Below are 16,864 nucleotides of genomic sequence, written 5' to 3'. Positions count from 1 at the left end.
CATCTATATATAGGTGAGGGCATATTTATATCAACTTTCCATACATATCTTCTTTATATAAAGAAGAATTGGAAATACGGGGTTGTATGTGACAACTCCGCTAGTGCAAGGGTACTAGAAACCTCCGCTAACAATGGAAGCGGAGGAGTTTTCATATGGAACTCCTCTTTTTTTCGGGGGATTGGTATATAAAAGGAGTGGAAAATATGTCAACAGAAAAAACATACCCTATGACGCAAGAGGGTAAGCAAAAACTAGAGAACGAACTTGAGCAATTAAAAACAGTAAGACGTAAAGAAGTAGTGGAACGTATTAAAATCGCACGTAGCTTCGGGGACCTTTCTGAGAACTCTGAGTACGATGCAGCAAAAGATGAGCAAGCGTTCGTAGAAGGACGTATTACACAATTAGAAAATATGATTCGTAACGCAGTTATCATTAAAGATAATGGCGAAGTATCTACTGTTGTTACATTAGGTAAAACAGTAACATTTAAAGAATTACCAAATGGAGATGAAGAAGCGTACACAATCGTAGGTAGTGCGGAAGCTGATCCATTTGAAGGAAGAATTTCTAACGATTCTCCAATCGCAAAAAGCTTATTAGGTAAGCAAATTGGTGAGAAAGTAACAATCCAAACACCAGGCGGAGAAATGCAAGTAGAGATTGTCTCTGTAAAATAATAAAAAAATCACTCGTGTAAAAACGAGTGATTTTTTTATTTGTATAAAAGATGAAACACTCCGTCCAAACTATAATAGACGAGGTGTTTTTTTATGAAAATAAAACGGAGAATTACAATTGTTTTAATTTGTTTTATGGGCATTATGTTTTTATTGCTTTGTCGTTTAATTCAAATCCAAATTATAGATACAGAATCATTTACTGATCGCAAAATAAATTTAATTGAAAAAAGTGTTACGCAACGTACGCAATCCATTGCAGTAGACGATGGACGTGGGCAGTTTATAGATCGTAGTGGTAAAGAAATAGGTGAGGAAAAGTATCCTGTTTTAATTGTTTTTCCATTTTTACAAATAAAAAATGACATGTTAGAGAAAATCGCGCATATCATTGGTGTGTCGAGACAAGAGATCAGAAGACAAATGAAAAATAAAAAAAATGCATTTATACTGCAAGGGGAAACTGCTCCATTTCGAGTGACACGAGAGCAGATGGAGAAGGTGAATCAATTACATGTATTAGGTATTGTAGCAGCTGAAGTGCGATTAAAACAAACTGGGGAGATAAATCATTTAATTGGTGATGTAGGGGAGAACGAAAGAGAATTTCAAAAGCGATATGGAGAAGTGAAAAAAATTTCAAAACAAACGCCGATAGGTATTTCAGGATTACAGCAATCTTTTGATGAATTTTTATTGACTGATGGAGAGGCAAAAGTATTGTATCAAGTAGATCGGCAAGGAGAACCAATTTTCGGAAAGCAAGCGAAATATACTTCACCAGGAAATCCATTTTACCCAGTTAGGATTCAAACTACTTTACATAAAGGGTTGCAGCAAAAAGCAGAAGAAGTGATTGAAGCAAATGAAATAAAGAAGGGGGGATTAGTATTACTTGATGTAAAGACAAATGAAATATTAGCGATGGTCAGTAAGCCGTCTTTACAAGTAAGAGATAAGAATTTATATAAGACTACACTTGAAAATCAAATGTTAACGCCGCATTTTCCAGGCTCTGTTTTTAAAACAGTAGTTGCAGCTGCAGTCATTGATCAAAAAGTAAATTTGTTTAATCGGACATTTAATTGTAATAAAGATTTATATGGTGAAAACGACCCACAAGTTATGATGGGTACACTTAACTTCAAAGAGAGCTTTGCTAGGAGCTGTAACAGGACATTTTCCGAGTTAGGTAACGAGCTATTACAAAAGGATAGGACGGTGCTAGAAACATACGTAGCAGCTTTAGGAGCAAATGAAAAGGTCGGATGGAAAGGTTCTGTATTTCATACACCTCATTTCGAGCAAATGCCAGAAGAAAAAGGCACTACTATTTGGGGGAATGAAGAAAACAAAAATAGTAAAAAAGCGGTAGAGCAAACAGCGATTGGACAGAAAGATGTACGTATATCACCTCTAGCAATTGCTAATATGATGGCGACGATTGCGAGGAATGGAGAAAAGATGGAAGTGAAAGCTGTTGAAAAAATAGTATATAAAAATGGAGCGGATTTTTTTACATTTGAGAACCATACGTTACATGGAAAACAGCTTTCGTATGAAACAGTGAAAACATTACAAGAGTTATTAAGAGGCGTTGTAACAAGGGAGAAAGGAACAGGAACGGCATTCCGCTCGTTACCGCTCAGTGTCGCTGGAAAATCCGGGACAGCGCAAACAGGGAAAGGGACGAGGGTGAATCGCTGGTTTGCAGGTTATTTTCCGTATGAGAATCCAAGATATGCTTTAGTTGTTGTTGATCTAGAGACTGATAACAAAGTGAATAAAGTAACACCTATTTTTAAAGATATGGTAGGAGCAATCTATCAATTGGAGAATGAAAAGTAATCTTGCAATTTATAGTGAATTGTTTTCATTTCATGAAAATATCATTGTAAATGTTCAACCTTTCTAGATTTAATGTTACAATAGCAATTAGGAAAAACTGCATGGAGGTTTGGAGAATGGCAGGAGGATCAAGATTCCAACAGAAACAACAAAAACGTCGTCAAAACGGTGTTTTAAATATTGCAATCGCTATTGTATTACTATTAGTAGCTATTGTAGCATATCAATTGTTCGTTCCTAGTACGAAAGAGCAAGCATCTTCTACTGATAAGAAAGTCTCTCAACAAACAACAAAGAATGAGAAAGCTGGAAAATCAGAAGATAAAGAATCTGCTAAGAAAAAAGAAAAAGAAAAAGAGCAAGCAGAAGCTAAGCAAAAAGCTGAAGAAGAGAAGTTAAAGGCTGAGGAAGAAAAGAAAAAAGCTGAAGAAGAAGCGAAAGCTAACGAGAAAGTATCAGCTGAAAAAACTGTATCCAAGGCAAAAGAGGCTTATACAAAACCTTCTTGGAAAGCTGTAGGAACAGAACAAGGTTCATCACCAGCGATGACGTTTAAACAGGGGTCATCAGATTGGAATGAGATGCAAAGTGCAATTGCTGCAGGTATTGAAGTACCGAAGGAGCAATTAGTATTCCATTTTGTTGGAAGAGACAAAACTGGAAAGAGTAAAGCTTATGGTGACGTTCAAGATAAGCAAAGTGGAAAAAGATATTACGTAAATATTGATTGGGTAGACAATGAGGGCTGGAAACCAGTACTTGTTCAAACTCTAAACTAAAAAAGAGAAGCTCCTTAGGAGCTTCTCTTTTTTAGTTAACGCAATTTCTTTAATTTAAAATGAACAACCGCGCTATAATACGGTCTTTTGCTTTCAGGATCCATAACCATTTGATGTGAGATGTGATGAACTTCAAGCATAAGTGCTTTATTATTATCGATTTGTTCACTAATTTTTCGTTCTAAAGAAGCTAAGTCTCCCGCTTCAAAAAATTCTACTTTATCTTCTAACATTTCAAAGGTAAATGACATGAAGACGGCCCCTCTCCTATGTAATCAACTATAGTGTAACAAAGAAAAGAAGGAAATACCATGTACATTTCAATTGACATTTTTAGAAAGAGGGAATATCATACTGATAAAACCGATAAGAAAAAGGGGAATTTTTATGGGCACAGAATTTAATGGTTTATTTGATGAGTGGGCTCATACGTACGACTCATTCGTACAAGGCGAAGATATACAATATAAAGAAGTTTTCGCCCATTATGAGGATATTCTAGAGGATGTAGTTAACAAGTCATTTGGTAATGTATTAGAATTTGGTGTCGGTACAGGTAATTTAACAAATAAATTATTACTTGCTGGCCGCACAGTTTACGGTATAGAACCGTCGCGTGAAATGCGTATGATTGCAAAAGAGAAATTGCCAAAAGAATTTTCGATTACAGAAGGTGATTTTCTTTCGTTTGAAGTCCCAAATTCAATTGATACCATTGTAAGCACCTATGCATTTCATCATTTAACAGATGATGAAAAAAATGTAGCGGTTGCGAAGTATAGTCAATTGCTAAACAAAGGTGGTAAAATAGTGTTTTCTGATACGATATTTGCAGATCAAGATGCATATGATAAAACTGTTGAAACAGCAAAACAAAGAGGTTTTCACCAGTTAGCAAACGATTTGCAAACGGAATACTATACACGTATTCCAGTTATGCAGACTATTTTTGAAAACAATGGCTTCCATGTAACGTTTACGAGATTAAATCATTTCGTTTGGGTAATGGAGGCAACTAAGCAATAGAAAGAGGGATTAGATTGAGAATTGCTGTAATTGGAGCAATGGAAGAAGAAGTACGTATTTTACGTGACAAATTAGAACAAGCAGAAACAGAAACGGTTGCAGGTTGTGAATTTACGAAAGGGCTATTAGCAGGACATGAAGTAATCTTGTTAAAGTCTGGTATTGGTAAAGTAAATGCAGCGATGTCAACGACAATTTTATTAGAAAAATATAAGCCTGAAAAAGTAATTAATACTGGTTCAGCTGGTGGATTCCATCATTCTCTAAACGTTGGTGATGTAGTTATTTCCACTGAAGTTCGTCACCATGACGTAGATGTAACAGCATTTAACTATGAATATGGTCAAGTACCAGGAATGCCGCCTGGATTTAAAGCTGATGAGGCGTTAGTTGCATTAGCTGAGAAATGTATGCAAACTGAAGAAAATATTCAAGTTGTAAAAGGCATGATTGCAACAGGCGATTCATTTATGAGTGATCCGAACCGCGTTGCAGCCATCCGTGATAAATTTGAAAATCTTTATGCGGTAGAAATGGAAGCAGCAGCTGTCGCACAAGTATGCCACCAATATGAAGTTCCGTTTGTTATCATTCGCGCACTTTCTGATATTGCTGGTAAAGAATCAAATGTTTCATTTGATCAGTTTTTAGATCAAGCAGCTCTTCATTCTACAAACTTTATCGTAAAAGTGTTAGAAGAGTTAAAGTAATGTAACAAAAAGGCAACTGTCTCATATAAAGAAAATACATACAGTTGCCTTTTCTTTATTGGCAAACAAGGGGGAGAACACGATGAATGTATATCGTGGAGTTCATGAGTTAATTGGTCATACACCAATTGTAGAAATTACTCGTTTTTCACTTCCGAAAGGGGTCCGCTTATTTGCAAAGCTTGAATTTTATAACCCAGGCGGAAGCGTTAAGGATCGTTTAGGAAGAGAATTAATCGAAGATGCGCTAGAAAAAGGGCTTGTTACCCAAGGTGGAACAATTATTGAACCGACTGCTGGGAATACTGGTATTGGACTGGCACTTGCAGCATTAGAACATGATTTACGTGTTATCGTTTGTGTACCAGAGAAATTTAGTATTGAAAAACAAGAATTAATGAAAGCACTAGGTGCAACGGTCGTGCATACACCGACTGAGCAAGGAATGACCGGTGCAATTGCAAAAGCAAAAGAATTAGTAAATGAAATACCGAATTCATACTCTCCAAGTCAGTTTGCGAATGAAGCAAACCCGCGTGCTTATTTCAAAACACTAGGTCCTGAACTTTGGGATGCACTGAATGGAGAGATTAACATATTTGTTGCTGGAGCAGGAACTGGCGGTACGTTTATGGGGACTGCATCTTATTTGAAAGAAAAAAATATAGATATTAAAACAGTTATCGTAGAGCCAGAAGGATCTATTTTAAATGGTGGTAAGGCTGGTTCACATGAGACCGAAGGAATTGGACTGGAATTTATCCCGCCATTTTTGAAGACATCTTATTTTGATGAAATTCATACGATTTCTGATCGAAATGCATTTTTACGAGTGAAAGAATTAGCGCAAAAAGAAGGACTTCTCGTTGGGAGCTCTTCAGGAGCAGCATTTCATGCGAGCTTACTTGAGGCAGAGAAGGCAGCACCAGGTACAAATATTGTAACCATTTTTCCTGATAGTAGTGAGCGCTATTTAAGTAAAGACATATACAAAGGATGGGAATAAAAAATGAGAGCAAAGACAAAGTTAATTCATGGTATTCGCATAGGAGAACCTTCAACTGGATCTGTAAACGTACCGATCTATCAAACAAGTACGTACAAACAAGAAGCGGTTGGTAAGCATCAAGGATATGAATATTCACGTACAGGTAACCCAACACGTGCAGCTTTAGAAGAAATGATTGCTGTATTAGAAAATGGTCATGCTGGATTTGCATTCGGTTCTGGAATGGCTGCTATTACAGCGACAATTATGTTGTTCTCAAAAGGTGACCACGTTATTTTAACAGATGATGTTTATGGTGGAACGTATCGTGTTATTACGAAAGTATTAAACCGCTTCGGTATTGAACATACATTTGTAGACACAACAAACTTAGAGGAAGTTGTAGAAGCAATTCGTCCAAATACGAAAGCGATCTATGTGGAAACACCAACGAACCCATTACTAAAAATTACTGATATTAAGAAAATATCTACTCTTGCTAAAGAGAAAGATTTATTAACAATTATTGATAATACATTCATGACGCCATATTGGCAGTCGCCGATTTCTTTAGGAGCAGACATTGTACTTCATAGTGCAACGAAATATTTAGGAGGTCATAGTGACGTAGTTGCAGGTCTAGTAGTGGTAAATAGCCCACAACTAGCAGAAGACCTTCACTTTGTACAAAACTCAACAGGAGGTATTCTTGGACCACAAGATAGCTTCTTACTACTTCGCGGTTTAAAAACATTAGGAATTCGTATGGAAGAACATGAAACGAATTCACGCGCTATTGCTGAATTCTTAAATAATCATCCAAAAGTAAATAAAGTATATTACCCAGGTCTTGAATCACATCAAAACCACCAATTAGCAACAGAACAAGCAAATGGATTTGGTGCTATTATTTCGTTTGATGTAGATAGTGAAGAAACATTAAATAAAGTACTTGAGAAACTGCAATACTTTACACTTGCTGAAAGCTTAGGAGCAGTAGAAAGTTTAATTTCTATCCCATCTCAAATGACACATGCATCAATCCCAGCAGATCGCCGTAAAGAATTAGGAATTACAGATACATTAATTCGTATTTCTGTCGGTATTGAAGATGGTGAAGATTTAATTGAAGATTTAGCACAAGCGCTAGCGTAATAAAAAATGCACTGCTAATGTGGAGCAGTGCATTTTTTATTATGTTAATTTGTGAAACATTTCACAAATTAGACATACACAAATGAAATGATTTCATGTATATTGAATTCATGAAATGTTATTCACGAGTAAACTTGTGAAATATTTCACAAACGATGGGATTCATGTAGGACGGTAACTCTATTTTTTTTCGCTAATCGGGACTTATTATGACCTGTAGGGACTTATAAAGACCGTGATAACAGAATAGGAGGAAATTTACATGGTAGTCAAAGAGAAAGTTGTAAATGAAATGCAAGAGGTAAAAGAGATGATTGATACGTTAGTAAATAACGGTCAACAAGCTTTACAAGCATTAGAAAGTTTTACACAAGAGCAGATTGACAACATTGTTCATGAAATGGCATTAGCAGGTGTTGATCAACATATGCCACTTGCAAAATTGGCTGTTGAAGAAACAGGCCGTGGTGTCTATGAAGACAAATGCATTAAAAATATTTTTGCCACTGAATATATTTGGCATAGTATAAAGCAAGATAAAACGGTAGGAATTATTCACGAAGATCCTCATGAAGAAATAATAGAAATTGCAGAACCTGTCGGTGTAGTAGCTGGGGTAACACCAGTAACGAATCCAACGTCGACAACAATGTTTAAAGCTTTGATTGCGATAAAAACGAGAAATCCAATTATTTTCGCATTTCATCCTTCTGCACAAAATTGTTCGGTGGCAGCAGCGAAAACCGTATATGATGCAGCAATGAAAGCTGGTGCACCAAAACATTGTATTCAATGGATTGAAAGACCGTCTGTCGAAGCGACAAAACAATTAATGAACCATGAGGGTGTGGCACTCGTTCTAGCAACTGGAGGCGCTGGTATGGTGAAATCAGCTTACTCTACTGGAAAACCAGCACTAGGTGTAGGTCCTGGTAATGTACCGTGTTATATAGAAAAATCAGCACATGTAAAACGAGCTGTTAATGATTTAATTTTATCGAAAACATTTGATAACGGTATGATTTGTGCATCGGAACAAGCAATCATTGTCGATAAAGAAATCTATGATGATGTTAAAACAGAAATGATCGAAAACAATTGTTACTTTGTAACAGAAGAAGAAAGAAAAAAATTAGAAAAGCTCGTTATAAATGAAAATACATGTGCAGTAAATAGTGATATTGTAGGAAAATCAGCACAGTATATTGCCGAATTAGTTGGGATTACTGTTCCTGAACATACAAAAATGCTTGTAGCTGAAATTCAAGGTATCGGAGCAGCATACCCGTTATCTCGTGAGAAACTGAGCCCAGTATTAGCCTGTGTGAAGGCGAATTCATTAGAAAAAGGATTTACATATTGCGAAGAAATGTTGAACCTCGGTGGTTTAGGACATTCAGCAGTTATTCATTCTACAAATAAAGAAGTGCAAAAGCAATTTGGATTACGTATGAAAGCTTGCCGTCTCATTGTAAATGCACCTTCATCACAAGGTGGAATAGGGGATATATATAACGGATTTATTCCATCACTTACACTTGGTTGTGGTTCTTACGGAAAAAATTCAGTTTCCCAAAATGTAACAGCGACTCATTTATTAAATATAAAAAGGCTGGCAAATAGAAAAAAGAATATGCAGTGGTTCAAATTGCCGCCAAAAATTTATTTTGAAAAACATGCTACAGCGTATTTAGCAAATATGCCTAACATTTCACGTGCATTTATTGTAACGGATCCTGGAATGGTTGAACATGGCTATGTGGATACAGTCACGCACTATTTAAACAAGCATGCAAATGATGTGAAAATTGAAGTTTTCTTTGAGGTCGAACCAGATCCATCAGATGAAACTGTCTTTAAAGGTGCGGAAATGATGAGAAGCTTTAAGCCAGATGTAATTATCGCACTTGGTGGTGGTTCAGCTATGGATGCAGCAAAAGGAATGTGGTTATTCTATGAGCATCCAGAAACGACATTCTATGGCATTAAACAGAAGTTTTTAGATATAAGAAAACGTACATGTAAATATCCGGAATTAGGAAATAAGGCGCAGTTTGTTGCGATTCCAACAACATCAGGAACAGGATCAGAAGTGACACCATTTGCGGTTATTACAGATAAGAAAAATAATATAAAGTATCCGCTCGCAGATTATGAATTAACACCAGATGTAGCAATTGTTGATCCGCAATTTGTAATGACAGTACCACCACATGTAACAGCAGATACTGGTATGGATGTTTTAACACATGCAATTGAGGCGTATGTGTCTGTTATGGCAAATGACTATACAGATGGATTAGCATTAAAAGCTATTGATCTCGTATTCAAATATTTACCGAGAGCATATAAAGATGGAAATGATGAAGAAGCACGGGAAAAAATGCATAACGCTTCTGCAATTGCAGGGATGGCATTTGCAAATGCTTTTCTAGGTATTAATCACAGCTTAGCACATAAAATTGGTCCAGAATTCCATATTCCGCACGGACGTGCAAATGCAATTCTTATGCCGCATGTAGTCCGCTATAATGCTATTAAGCCAAGAAAACACGCATTGTTCCCAAAATATGAGCACTTTGTAGCAGATGAACGCTATGCACATATTGCGAGAATGCTCGGGCTTCCAGCAAGCTCAGTAGCAGAAGGTGTGGAATCACTCGTCAAAGCAATTATTGAGCTTGGAAAAAGCTTAAATATTAATATGAGTATTGCCGGACAAGGGGTAGATAAAGAGCAATTTGAAGAGGTTGTTGGAGTATTAGCAGAAAGAGCTTTTGAAGATCAATGTACAACTGCTAATCCAAAGTTACCGCTTATTTCAGAGCTGAAAGAAATTTATATGGAAGCATATAAAGGTGAATAATGATTAAAAAAGAGCCGCAGTAAAGCGGCTCTTTTTTTGTTGGAAAACATCTCCCAGAATGGCTGTATTTACTGGTCTTTCAGTTTCATAGAATATGATAAAGTGAAATGGAGGAGTGAGAATATAATGAAAGAATTACAAAGGAAAATAGAAGATTATACTAGGTTCGGACAAATTCTTCTCGCTGTAAGTACATTGTTAATGGTTGGCTTGTTGATTCCGGATGGAGCAAAAGAGACAATCCAATTTTTTGTTATGATGGGGAGCATCGTTATATTTTTAAGTTTATCGTTCTTTTTCTTTCAGCGTGTGAAAGTGATGCGTGACCAGTTAGAGGAAAATGAATGTGAATAATATTGTTAACTAGAGCACGGCGAAAAGAAAGAATCTTTTTGTCGCGCTTTTTGTTTTTTGTAGAAAAATGTATGCGTTTCATGTTGACAATGATAATCCTTATCAATTAAAGTAGAATAGTAGTTAATGATTATCATTATCAATTAGAGGTGAAGGAATGAAAAAATCTATTACGCTATTTACAGCGTTTTTATCTATTTTTTTCTTGTTAATAGGTTGCAGTGCCAAAGAGGACGAAAAAGCGTCTGCAACCAAAACAGAAAAAGGAAAAGAAAAAATCGAAATTACCGACCTGTCAGGGAGAAAGGTAACATTCGATAAAGTACCAGAAAGTTTTGCAACATTAAGTATGGGAGACATGGATATTATTCATGCTTTAGGTGGAAAAGTAGTAGGTCGTCCGGATACGAAATTAACTCTTCCAGAGGAGTTAAAGAAAGCAAAAGTAATCGGGAATGCACATCAACCGAACTTTGAGCAAATTGCTAGTTTAAAGCCCGATGTACTTGTTGCTAACAATGGATTCCAAAAGAATGTGCCAACGGTTGAAGGACAGGGAACGAAAGTAATCATTTCTTCTGCGAATTCTGTACAAGATATTCAAAAGAATATTGAATTATATGGAACGGTAATGAAGAAAGAAGATAAAGCAAAAGAACTTAATCAAAAAATCAATGATCAAATGAAGAAATATGAGAAAAAGAGCGATGTGAAAGCATTGCTAGTGTATGGCGCACCAGGTACTTATTTAGCGGCATTACCAACATCTTTATCAGGTGATGTTTTAGAAAAAACAGGCGGGAAAAATATTGCTTCTGATTTTCCAGAAACGAAAGAATATCCGCAATATGCACAGCTAAGTGTAGAACGTATTATTGAGGCGAATCCAGATGTCATTTATTTAATTACACACGGAGATCCAAAAAGTGTGAAAAAAGCATTCGAAGGCGAAATGATGAAAAATGAAGCGTGGAAAAATTTAGATGCAGTAAAACAAAACCGCGTAGTTATTTTGCCACCTGATTTATTTGGATCTAATCCTGGGACAAAAGTTACAGAAGCAATGGACTTTATGTATAAAAGTATACAAGATGTAAGGAAATGATACGTATGGAAAGTAGTGAAGTAGTAAGAGAAAAGGAACATCCTTTTGCGAAAAAAAGATGGATAATAGCAGTTACTTTAGTTGGATTAACAATTCTAGGCCTCTTTTACGGACTTTTCGCAGGAAGTTTATCTTTTTCTGTACGAGACATTCTAACAGGTATACAAGATGAAGGTTCGACAGTTCATCGAATTGTATGGGATCTTCGCATACCGAGAGTTCTCGTTGGGTTTATAGTAGGAACATGTTTAGCTGCATCTGGTACACTGCTGCAAGGGGTTATGAGAAACCCTCTTGCAGATCCTGGTATTATCGGGGTTTCATCTGGAGCAGGCCTTGTAGCAATTGTCATCATGATTTTATTCCCACAACATCTAGCTTTTTTACCACTAGGGGCGTTTTTAGGAGCTTTCATAACAGCGATGGTTATTTATGCTTTATCATGGCAAAAAGGGGCACCACCTTCAAGAATTGTCTTAGTAGGAGTGTCAATCAATGCATTAATTGGTGCAGCAACGTCAGCTTTAATGTTATTACATAGTGACAAAGTACAATCCGTGTTACCGTGGCTAGCGGGCGGCATTGGTGGTGTAAGTTGGGCACATTTAAACATGATTATTTATTATGCAATATTCGCCATTATATTAGCTTTCTTTGGTATTAAGCATATTCGAGTGTTAATGCTTGGAGATGAAATGGCAAAACTATTAGGACATAATGTGGAAAAAAGTCGGTTTTATTTAATCGTAGTAAGTACATTATTAGCTGGAATTGCGGTAAGTGTGTCTGGTCTTATTGGATTTGTCGGTCTTGTCGTACCACATATGCTACGTTTATTAGTTGGAAATGATTATAGATATTTGCTACCTTTATCATGCCTTGGCGGCGGGGTATTACTTGTTTTTGCGGATGCAATAGCTCGAAGTTGGTTTGACCCAATCGAATTGCCTGTTGGTATTTTACTGTCCTTCTTAGGTGGTCCTTTCTTCTTATATTTAATTCATAGAGGAGGAAAACAACGTGATTTCCGTTAACAAAGTGTTTTATGCACACTCTGAAAGATTTCAAATGCAAAATATGAATGTACATATTAAGGCTGGAGAAATCGTTAGTTTAATTGGTCCGAATGGATCGGGAAAATCTACTTTGCTTCGTTTAATAGCAAGGCTACTGAAACAAAGCGAAGGGGACATCATTTTAGATGGGAAAAATATTCATATGATGAAGAGTGCTGATGTAGCGAAGCAATTAGCGATGTTACCACAAATGCATGATCATCAATTAGATTTGACAGTGAAAGAACTAATTGAGTTCGGAAGAGGTCCACATAAATCATGGAGTAGCCGCTTAAATAAAGAAGATGAAGAAATTGTTGATTGGGCATTGTCTGTTACAAATCTTGAAGGGTATGAATATCGTCTTTTACATTCTTTATCAGGAGGGGAACGGCAACGTGCTTGGATTGCGATGACGCTAGCGCAACGTACAAATGTCTTATTATTGGATGAACCAACAACCTTTTTAGATATCGTTCACCAGTTGGAAGTAATGGAACTTGTGAAACGATTAAATGAGGAGTTTGGAATGACAATTATAATGGTTTTACATGACATTAACCAAGCTGCTCAATATAGCGATCGTTTACTCGTATTAAAGCGAGGAAAGATTCAGTATGATGGTATACCAGAAGAAGTACTATGCCATGAAATGTTTCAACATGTATTTGGCATAGATGTAGATATTTTTCAAGGAAATGACAAACCGTTTTTTACACCGAAACGAATTTCTAGAAGGGGAGAAGAGCGATGCAAACAGAAGAGCGTATTACCACTGAATTAGTAAGAGAATTTGTTATGGCAGCTCACGGGGATTTAGAGAAAGTACAAGAGCTATTGGTTGAATCACCAAGCTTACTTCACGCCTCTTATAATTGGGGTGGATCAGATTGGGAAAGTGCGTTAGGCGCATCGGCACATGTAGGTCGTAAAGATATTGTTCTTTATTTACTAGAAAAGGGTGCTCGGATGGATATTTTTGCAGCAGCTATGCTTGGTGAATTAGAAGTTGTACAAGCTATTTTAGTAGCTCAACCAGAAGCATTGCGTGCATCTGGTCCTCATGGTATTTCTCTTCTTCAACATGCACGAATGGGTGGAGAGAAATCTAAGCGTGTATATGATTATTTAGCAATACTATCTTAACGAACGAAGGAAGTTCTTATGTGCGGTAAACTTTTCACTTGAAACAATTGGAAAGTTTACCGCCCGTTAGAACGGGATAAGTATCTAGTATATTTGAAAATCCTACACCCCCCTCAATTGTAGTTTTCTTTATGCTAGTTATGATATGGATGCAGTGGACAATATTTGTCTACTGCTTTTTTTAGTTATTAAGAATGAATATTCTGTATTTTATCGTTGGTTCATTTATCCCGCTATTTTCCAGGCAGTAAGACTCCCGCCTAAAAATTCGGCTAAAGCAAAGAAGTTAGACGGGAGATCCACTGCCCGTAAACGCCTAGTTGGTGAAGGCTAATAATCAGTGGGGATGAACAAAATTTCCCACTGATTAAAGTTTCACTTTATAATAAATAGTAACATTTCGTATACACACAAAACGTGATCGTGAAATGAAGAAAAAATTAGTGGAAAGGAGTGCCAGCATGTTTCATACAGAACGTTTACAAATTCGCAAATATACAATGGATGATTTACAGTTCTACGCTTCACTATGGGGGAACGAGAAGGTAATGCGTTATATTGGAAATGGGACGTTAAAAACATATATGCAGTGTAAAAAAAGTCTGGAGGAATGGGTGATTCCTAGCTATAAAAACGGTCTCGGTTTATTTGTATTGATTGAAAAGGAAACGGGAACAAGAATTGGTCATGCAGGGCTGGTAAAGCAGAAGATAGATGGAAAAGAGGAAATTGAAATTGGTTATTGGTTACTTCCTCAGTATTGGGGAAAAGGGTATGCAAAAGAAGCGGCGGCAGCATTTCGTGACTACGGTTTCCAAGCATTACGAATGAATAAATTAATTTCTCTTATTAATCCGAATCATCCCGCCTCAATATTTGTTGCTAGAAAAACCGGGCTCAGCTATGAGAAAACAACGTCATTTCATGGAATCGATGTTCTAGTTTATTCTATTAAGCGTGTTGGATGAAAAAATTACTTTTTTAAAGGTAAATTGCATTTTTTGAAGAATGGTATATGAAAATAAAGGGAGGGGTTACATGTACATTTATCATAATGGACTTATTATTCGTGAGGGAACGAGTAGCGTACCAGCATATGCAATTAAAGCTTTGTTTGAAGATGCCGGTTGGAGTAATGATAATATCCCTTCTTGGCAAATTGAAAAATTTACGATAGCATTCGAAAATTCAACATGGGCTTTCACAATTTGGGATGAGGAAGAGATGGTTGCGATGGTTAGAGTCATTTCTGATGGAATTATGATTGCGAACATAGTAAATTTAGTTGTGAAGTGTGAATATAGAGGGAAGGGATTAGGTAAGAAGCTTGTAGCTCTTTGCCTGCAAAAACTTCCCCACGGTGATTGGTTTGCGCATACATCAGCGAACAATTTTGATTTTTATAGAAGTTGTGGATTTGAAGTTAGAGAGCTATCGAGAAATGGAACATGTGCGTATTATGGATACCAAGTCGCGAAAAGAGATGGTCACCGATAAATGAATGGAAAGTAAAAAAGTATAGCGAGGTAATTTTGAGACTTTTGATAATAGAGAATGGATTGAGGCTCGTTTTATGATAAAATAAAAGAAAATTCTGTTTATTATTAGGGGGATAAAAATGAGTGTAAAAGCTGGGGATGTATTTAAATATGAAAGAAGATTTACTGAGGAAGAAGTTTTTGAATTTGCAAATATTACCGGTGATAAAGGTAGACACCATGTGGAATACGATGAAAATGGAAGATTAATGGTTCATGGTTTATTGACTGCTAGCATTGGGACGAAAGTGGGAGAAGAGTTACATTACATAGCAAGAGAATTAGTAAGTGAGTTTATTAGACCAGTTTTCACAGGAGATACGATCACTTGTGAACTAACTTTAACAAATGTTGAGCAAATGGAAGGCTATAAAAAAGTTTCAATCGAGTCAGTTTATCGCAATCAGCATGAAAAGACTGTACTAGTTGGGACAAGTTATGGGATTATAAGGGGATAAAAAAGAAGCCTGTTTAACAGGCTTCTTTTTTTATTATTTAATAAACACGTTTTCGATTTTCCGCATAACTCGAGATGAGTAATAATGCAGTTTCTTCTCCTATATTACGAACAATATGAGGAACGCATGCATTCCATGAGAAAGAATCACCTTCTTCTACAATTGCAATATCTTCACCGTGCTGAACTTCTAGTTTTCCGCGTAATACAAGGTGACATTCTTCCCCTTCATGGGCATTTGGTGAGTTTTCTTTCGGGAATCCAGTAGGGATTTCTACTAAAGATAGGCGAAGGCCCCCTTGCTCCGCAACATGTTCAATTCTTTGCTCATCTTTGCCGTATACACTGTATTTCCGTTCTTCTTTTTTGACAATTTTTAATCGATCTTTTTGCTCTAACAATAAATAGGGAAGGGGAACGTTTAAAAAATTGGAGATCGTTTCTAAAGTTGAGATAGATGGTGATGTTTTATTATTTTCAACCTGACTCATAAATCCTTTAGAAAGACCTGTTCCCTCGCAAATTTGTGCAATTGTTATGCCTCTACGTTGACGAATTTCACGTATTGCAGAACCAATATTCATAAAATCAAGCTCCTTTTTGTAAACAACTATTTGTATCATAGCAAAAAAAATATATTTTTTCCCAGTGAAAATGAATTGACGAATAAAAAAAATTAGTGTATGTTTTGTAATGTAAATAAAAGTTTTGTATAAGGAAACTATAAAGGAGAGAATGAAATGAATCAACATATTGGTAACTTAATTATTCGTATCGTGTTAGGGGTAACATTCTTTATGCACGGTTTAACAAAATTCCAATCAGGAATTGACAATATTGCAGGATGGTTTACAAGTATTGGTTTACCAGGAGGACTTGCATACGGTGTAGCAACGTTTGAATTAGTTGGAGGTCTATTATTAATTCTAGGTTTAGGTGTAAGATATATTGGATTATTATTTGCACTTGTTATGGTTGGAGCAATCGTAAAAGTGAAATGGTCAGCTGGTTTATTGGGAGATGGAAAAAATCCTGGTTTCGAATTAGAACTTGCATTATTAGCAATGGGTGCATACTTATTTATTGCAAAAGCTGATGGTTTTGTAGATAATTTCTTAAAAGAAAAAATGTCAAAGAAGAACTAATTTAAATGG

19 protein-coding genes are annotated in these 16,864 nt (G+C 36.3%); 17 read left to right on the top strand and 2 right to left on the bottom strand.

Features of this window, described 5'->3' with window-relative positions; all coding sequences use genetic code 11:
* Positions 1-206 precede the first annotated feature (206 nt).
* The 3 genes from greA to OXT04_RS12925 all read left to right on the top strand — a co-directional run bounded on the left by greA (position 207) and on the right by OXT04_RS12925 (position 3,310).
* Positions 207-683 carry a transcription elongation factor GreA gene (gene greA, locus OXT04_RS12935; RefSeq protein WP_014894880.1) on the top strand — a complete coding sequence of 159 codons (477 nt, stop codon included), beginning with the start codon at positions 207-209 and terminating at the stop codon, positions 681-683.
* Positions 684-776: 93 nt separating this feature from the next.
* Positions 777-2,531, top strand: a complete 1,755-nt coding sequence (locus OXT04_RS12930; protein WP_000695142.1) for a peptidoglycan D,D-transpeptidase FtsI family protein — start codon at positions 777-779, stop codon at positions 2,529-2,531.
* Positions 2,532-2,647: 116 nt separating this feature from the next.
* Positions 2,648-3,310 (top strand): YrrS family protein, encoded by a 663-nt coding sequence (locus tag OXT04_RS12925; protein WP_000897094.1) that lies wholly within the window; start codon positions 2,648-2,650, stop codon positions 3,308-3,310.
* A gap of 35 nt (positions 3,311-3,345) precedes the next feature.
* Here the strand turns inward: OXT04_RS12925 and OXT04_RS12920 are convergent, their stop codons facing one another.
* The gene (locus OXT04_RS12920) at positions 3,346-3,561 is read right to left on the bottom strand and encodes a YrzA family protein (RefSeq protein ID WP_000010984.1); all 216 of its coding nucleotides are present in this window, start codon (positions 3,559-3,561) and stop codon (positions 3,346-3,348) included.
* Positions 3,562-3,697: 136 nt separating this feature from the next.
* On the opposite strand from OXT04_RS12920, the gene OXT04_RS12915 reads away from it, so the two are divergent.
* From OXT04_RS12915 to OXT04_RS12855, 13 genes are all read left to right on the top strand, one after another.
* Complete coding sequence (locus OXT04_RS12915; RefSeq protein ID WP_267415160.1) at positions 3,698-4,336, top strand: class I SAM-dependent DNA methyltransferase; 639 nt, start codon at positions 3,698-3,700, stop codon at positions 4,334-4,336.
* Between the two features lie 14 nt (positions 4,337-4,350).
* Positions 4,351-5,046 (top strand): 5'-methylthioadenosine/S-adenosylhomocysteine nucleosidase, encoded by a 696-nt coding sequence (mtnN, locus tag OXT04_RS12910; RefSeq protein WP_001217027.1) that lies wholly within the window; start codon positions 4,351-4,353, stop codon positions 5,044-5,046.
* Between the two features lie 82 nt (positions 5,047-5,128).
* On the top strand, positions 5,129-6,052 hold the full coding sequence (locus OXT04_RS12905; protein WP_001103877.1) for an O-acetylserine dependent cystathionine beta-synthase: 924 nt from the start codon (positions 5,129-5,131) through the stop codon (positions 6,050-6,052).
* Between the two features lie 3 nt (positions 6,053-6,055).
* Positions 6,056-7,189 (top strand): bifunctional cystathionine gamma-lyase/homocysteine desulfhydrase, encoded by a 1,134-nt coding sequence (locus OXT04_RS12900; protein ID WP_267415151.1) that lies wholly within the window; start codon positions 6,056-6,058, stop codon positions 7,187-7,189.
* A gap of 262 nt (positions 7,190-7,451) precedes the next feature.
* Positions 7,452-10,055, top strand: a complete 2,604-nt coding sequence (adhE, locus tag OXT04_RS12895) for a bifunctional acetaldehyde-CoA/alcohol dehydrogenase (protein ID WP_000260463.1) — start codon at positions 7,452-7,454, stop codon at positions 10,053-10,055.
* Positions 10,056-10,181: 126 nt separating this feature from the next.
* A complete protein-coding gene (locus tag OXT04_RS12890) occupies positions 10,182-10,409 on the top strand; it encodes a YrhC family protein (protein WP_267415148.1) in 228 nt (75 codons plus the stop codon).
* A gap of 157 nt (positions 10,410-10,566) precedes the next feature.
* A complete protein-coding gene (locus tag OXT04_RS12885) occupies positions 10,567-11,514 on the top strand; it encodes an ABC transporter substrate-binding protein (protein ID WP_000748441.1) in 948 nt (315 codons plus the stop codon).
* A gap of 5 nt (positions 11,515-11,519) precedes the next feature.
* Positions 11,520-12,548 carry a FecCD family ABC transporter permease gene (locus OXT04_RS12880; RefSeq protein ID WP_267415145.1) on the top strand — a complete coding sequence of 343 codons (1,029 nt, stop codon included), beginning with the start codon at positions 11,520-11,522 and terminating at the stop codon, positions 12,546-12,548.
* Positions 12,535-13,353 (top strand): ABC transporter ATP-binding protein, encoded by an 819-nt coding sequence (locus tag OXT04_RS12875; protein WP_000626528.1) that lies wholly within the window; start codon positions 12,535-12,537, stop codon positions 13,351-13,353. The genes OXT04_RS12880 and OXT04_RS12875 overlap by 14 nt, the downstream gene beginning before the upstream one ends.
* The gene (locus OXT04_RS12870; RefSeq protein WP_001192767.1) at positions 13,320-13,715 is read left to right on the top strand and encodes an ankyrin repeat domain-containing protein; all 396 of its coding nucleotides are present in this window, start codon (positions 13,320-13,322) and stop codon (positions 13,713-13,715) included. The genes OXT04_RS12875 and OXT04_RS12870 overlap by 34 nt, the downstream gene beginning before the upstream one ends.
* A gap of 428 nt (positions 13,716-14,143) precedes the next feature.
* Positions 14,144-14,683, top strand: a complete 540-nt coding sequence (locus OXT04_RS12865; RefSeq protein ID WP_002024815.1) for a GNAT family N-acetyltransferase — start codon at positions 14,144-14,146, stop codon at positions 14,681-14,683.
* A gap of 70 nt (positions 14,684-14,753) precedes the next feature.
* Positions 14,754-15,212, top strand: coding sequence for a GNAT family N-acetyltransferase (locus OXT04_RS12860; RefSeq protein ID WP_000276127.1), 459 nt, complete (start codon positions 14,754-14,756; stop codon positions 15,210-15,212).
* A gap of 121 nt (positions 15,213-15,333) precedes the next feature.
* Complete coding sequence (locus OXT04_RS12855) at positions 15,334-15,711, top strand: hotdog family protein (protein WP_000111564.1); 378 nt, start codon at positions 15,334-15,336, stop codon at positions 15,709-15,711.
* A 37-nt stretch (positions 15,712-15,748) separates the two neighbouring features.
* Here the strand turns inward: OXT04_RS12855 and OXT04_RS12850 are convergent, their stop codons facing one another.
* Positions 15,749-16,294 (bottom strand): helix-turn-helix domain-containing protein, encoded by a 546-nt coding sequence (locus OXT04_RS12850; RefSeq protein ID WP_001020693.1) that lies wholly within the window; start codon positions 16,292-16,294, stop codon positions 15,749-15,751.
* A 156-nt stretch (positions 16,295-16,450) separates the two neighbouring features.
* Between OXT04_RS12850 and OXT04_RS12845 the strand changes: the two genes are divergently transcribed.
* Positions 16,451-16,855, top strand: coding sequence for a DoxX family protein (locus OXT04_RS12845; RefSeq protein ID WP_097821484.1), 405 nt, complete (start codon positions 16,451-16,453; stop codon positions 16,853-16,855).
* Positions 16,856-16,864 lie beyond the last annotated feature (9 nt).

Source organism: Bacillus sp. GC_Bacil_1, from assembly GCF_026540675.1.
GTDB lineage: Bacteria > Bacillota > Bacilli > Bacillales > Bacillaceae_G > Bacillus_A > Bacillus_A cereus.
This window is presented reverse-complemented; position numbering and strand designations above follow the sequence as displayed.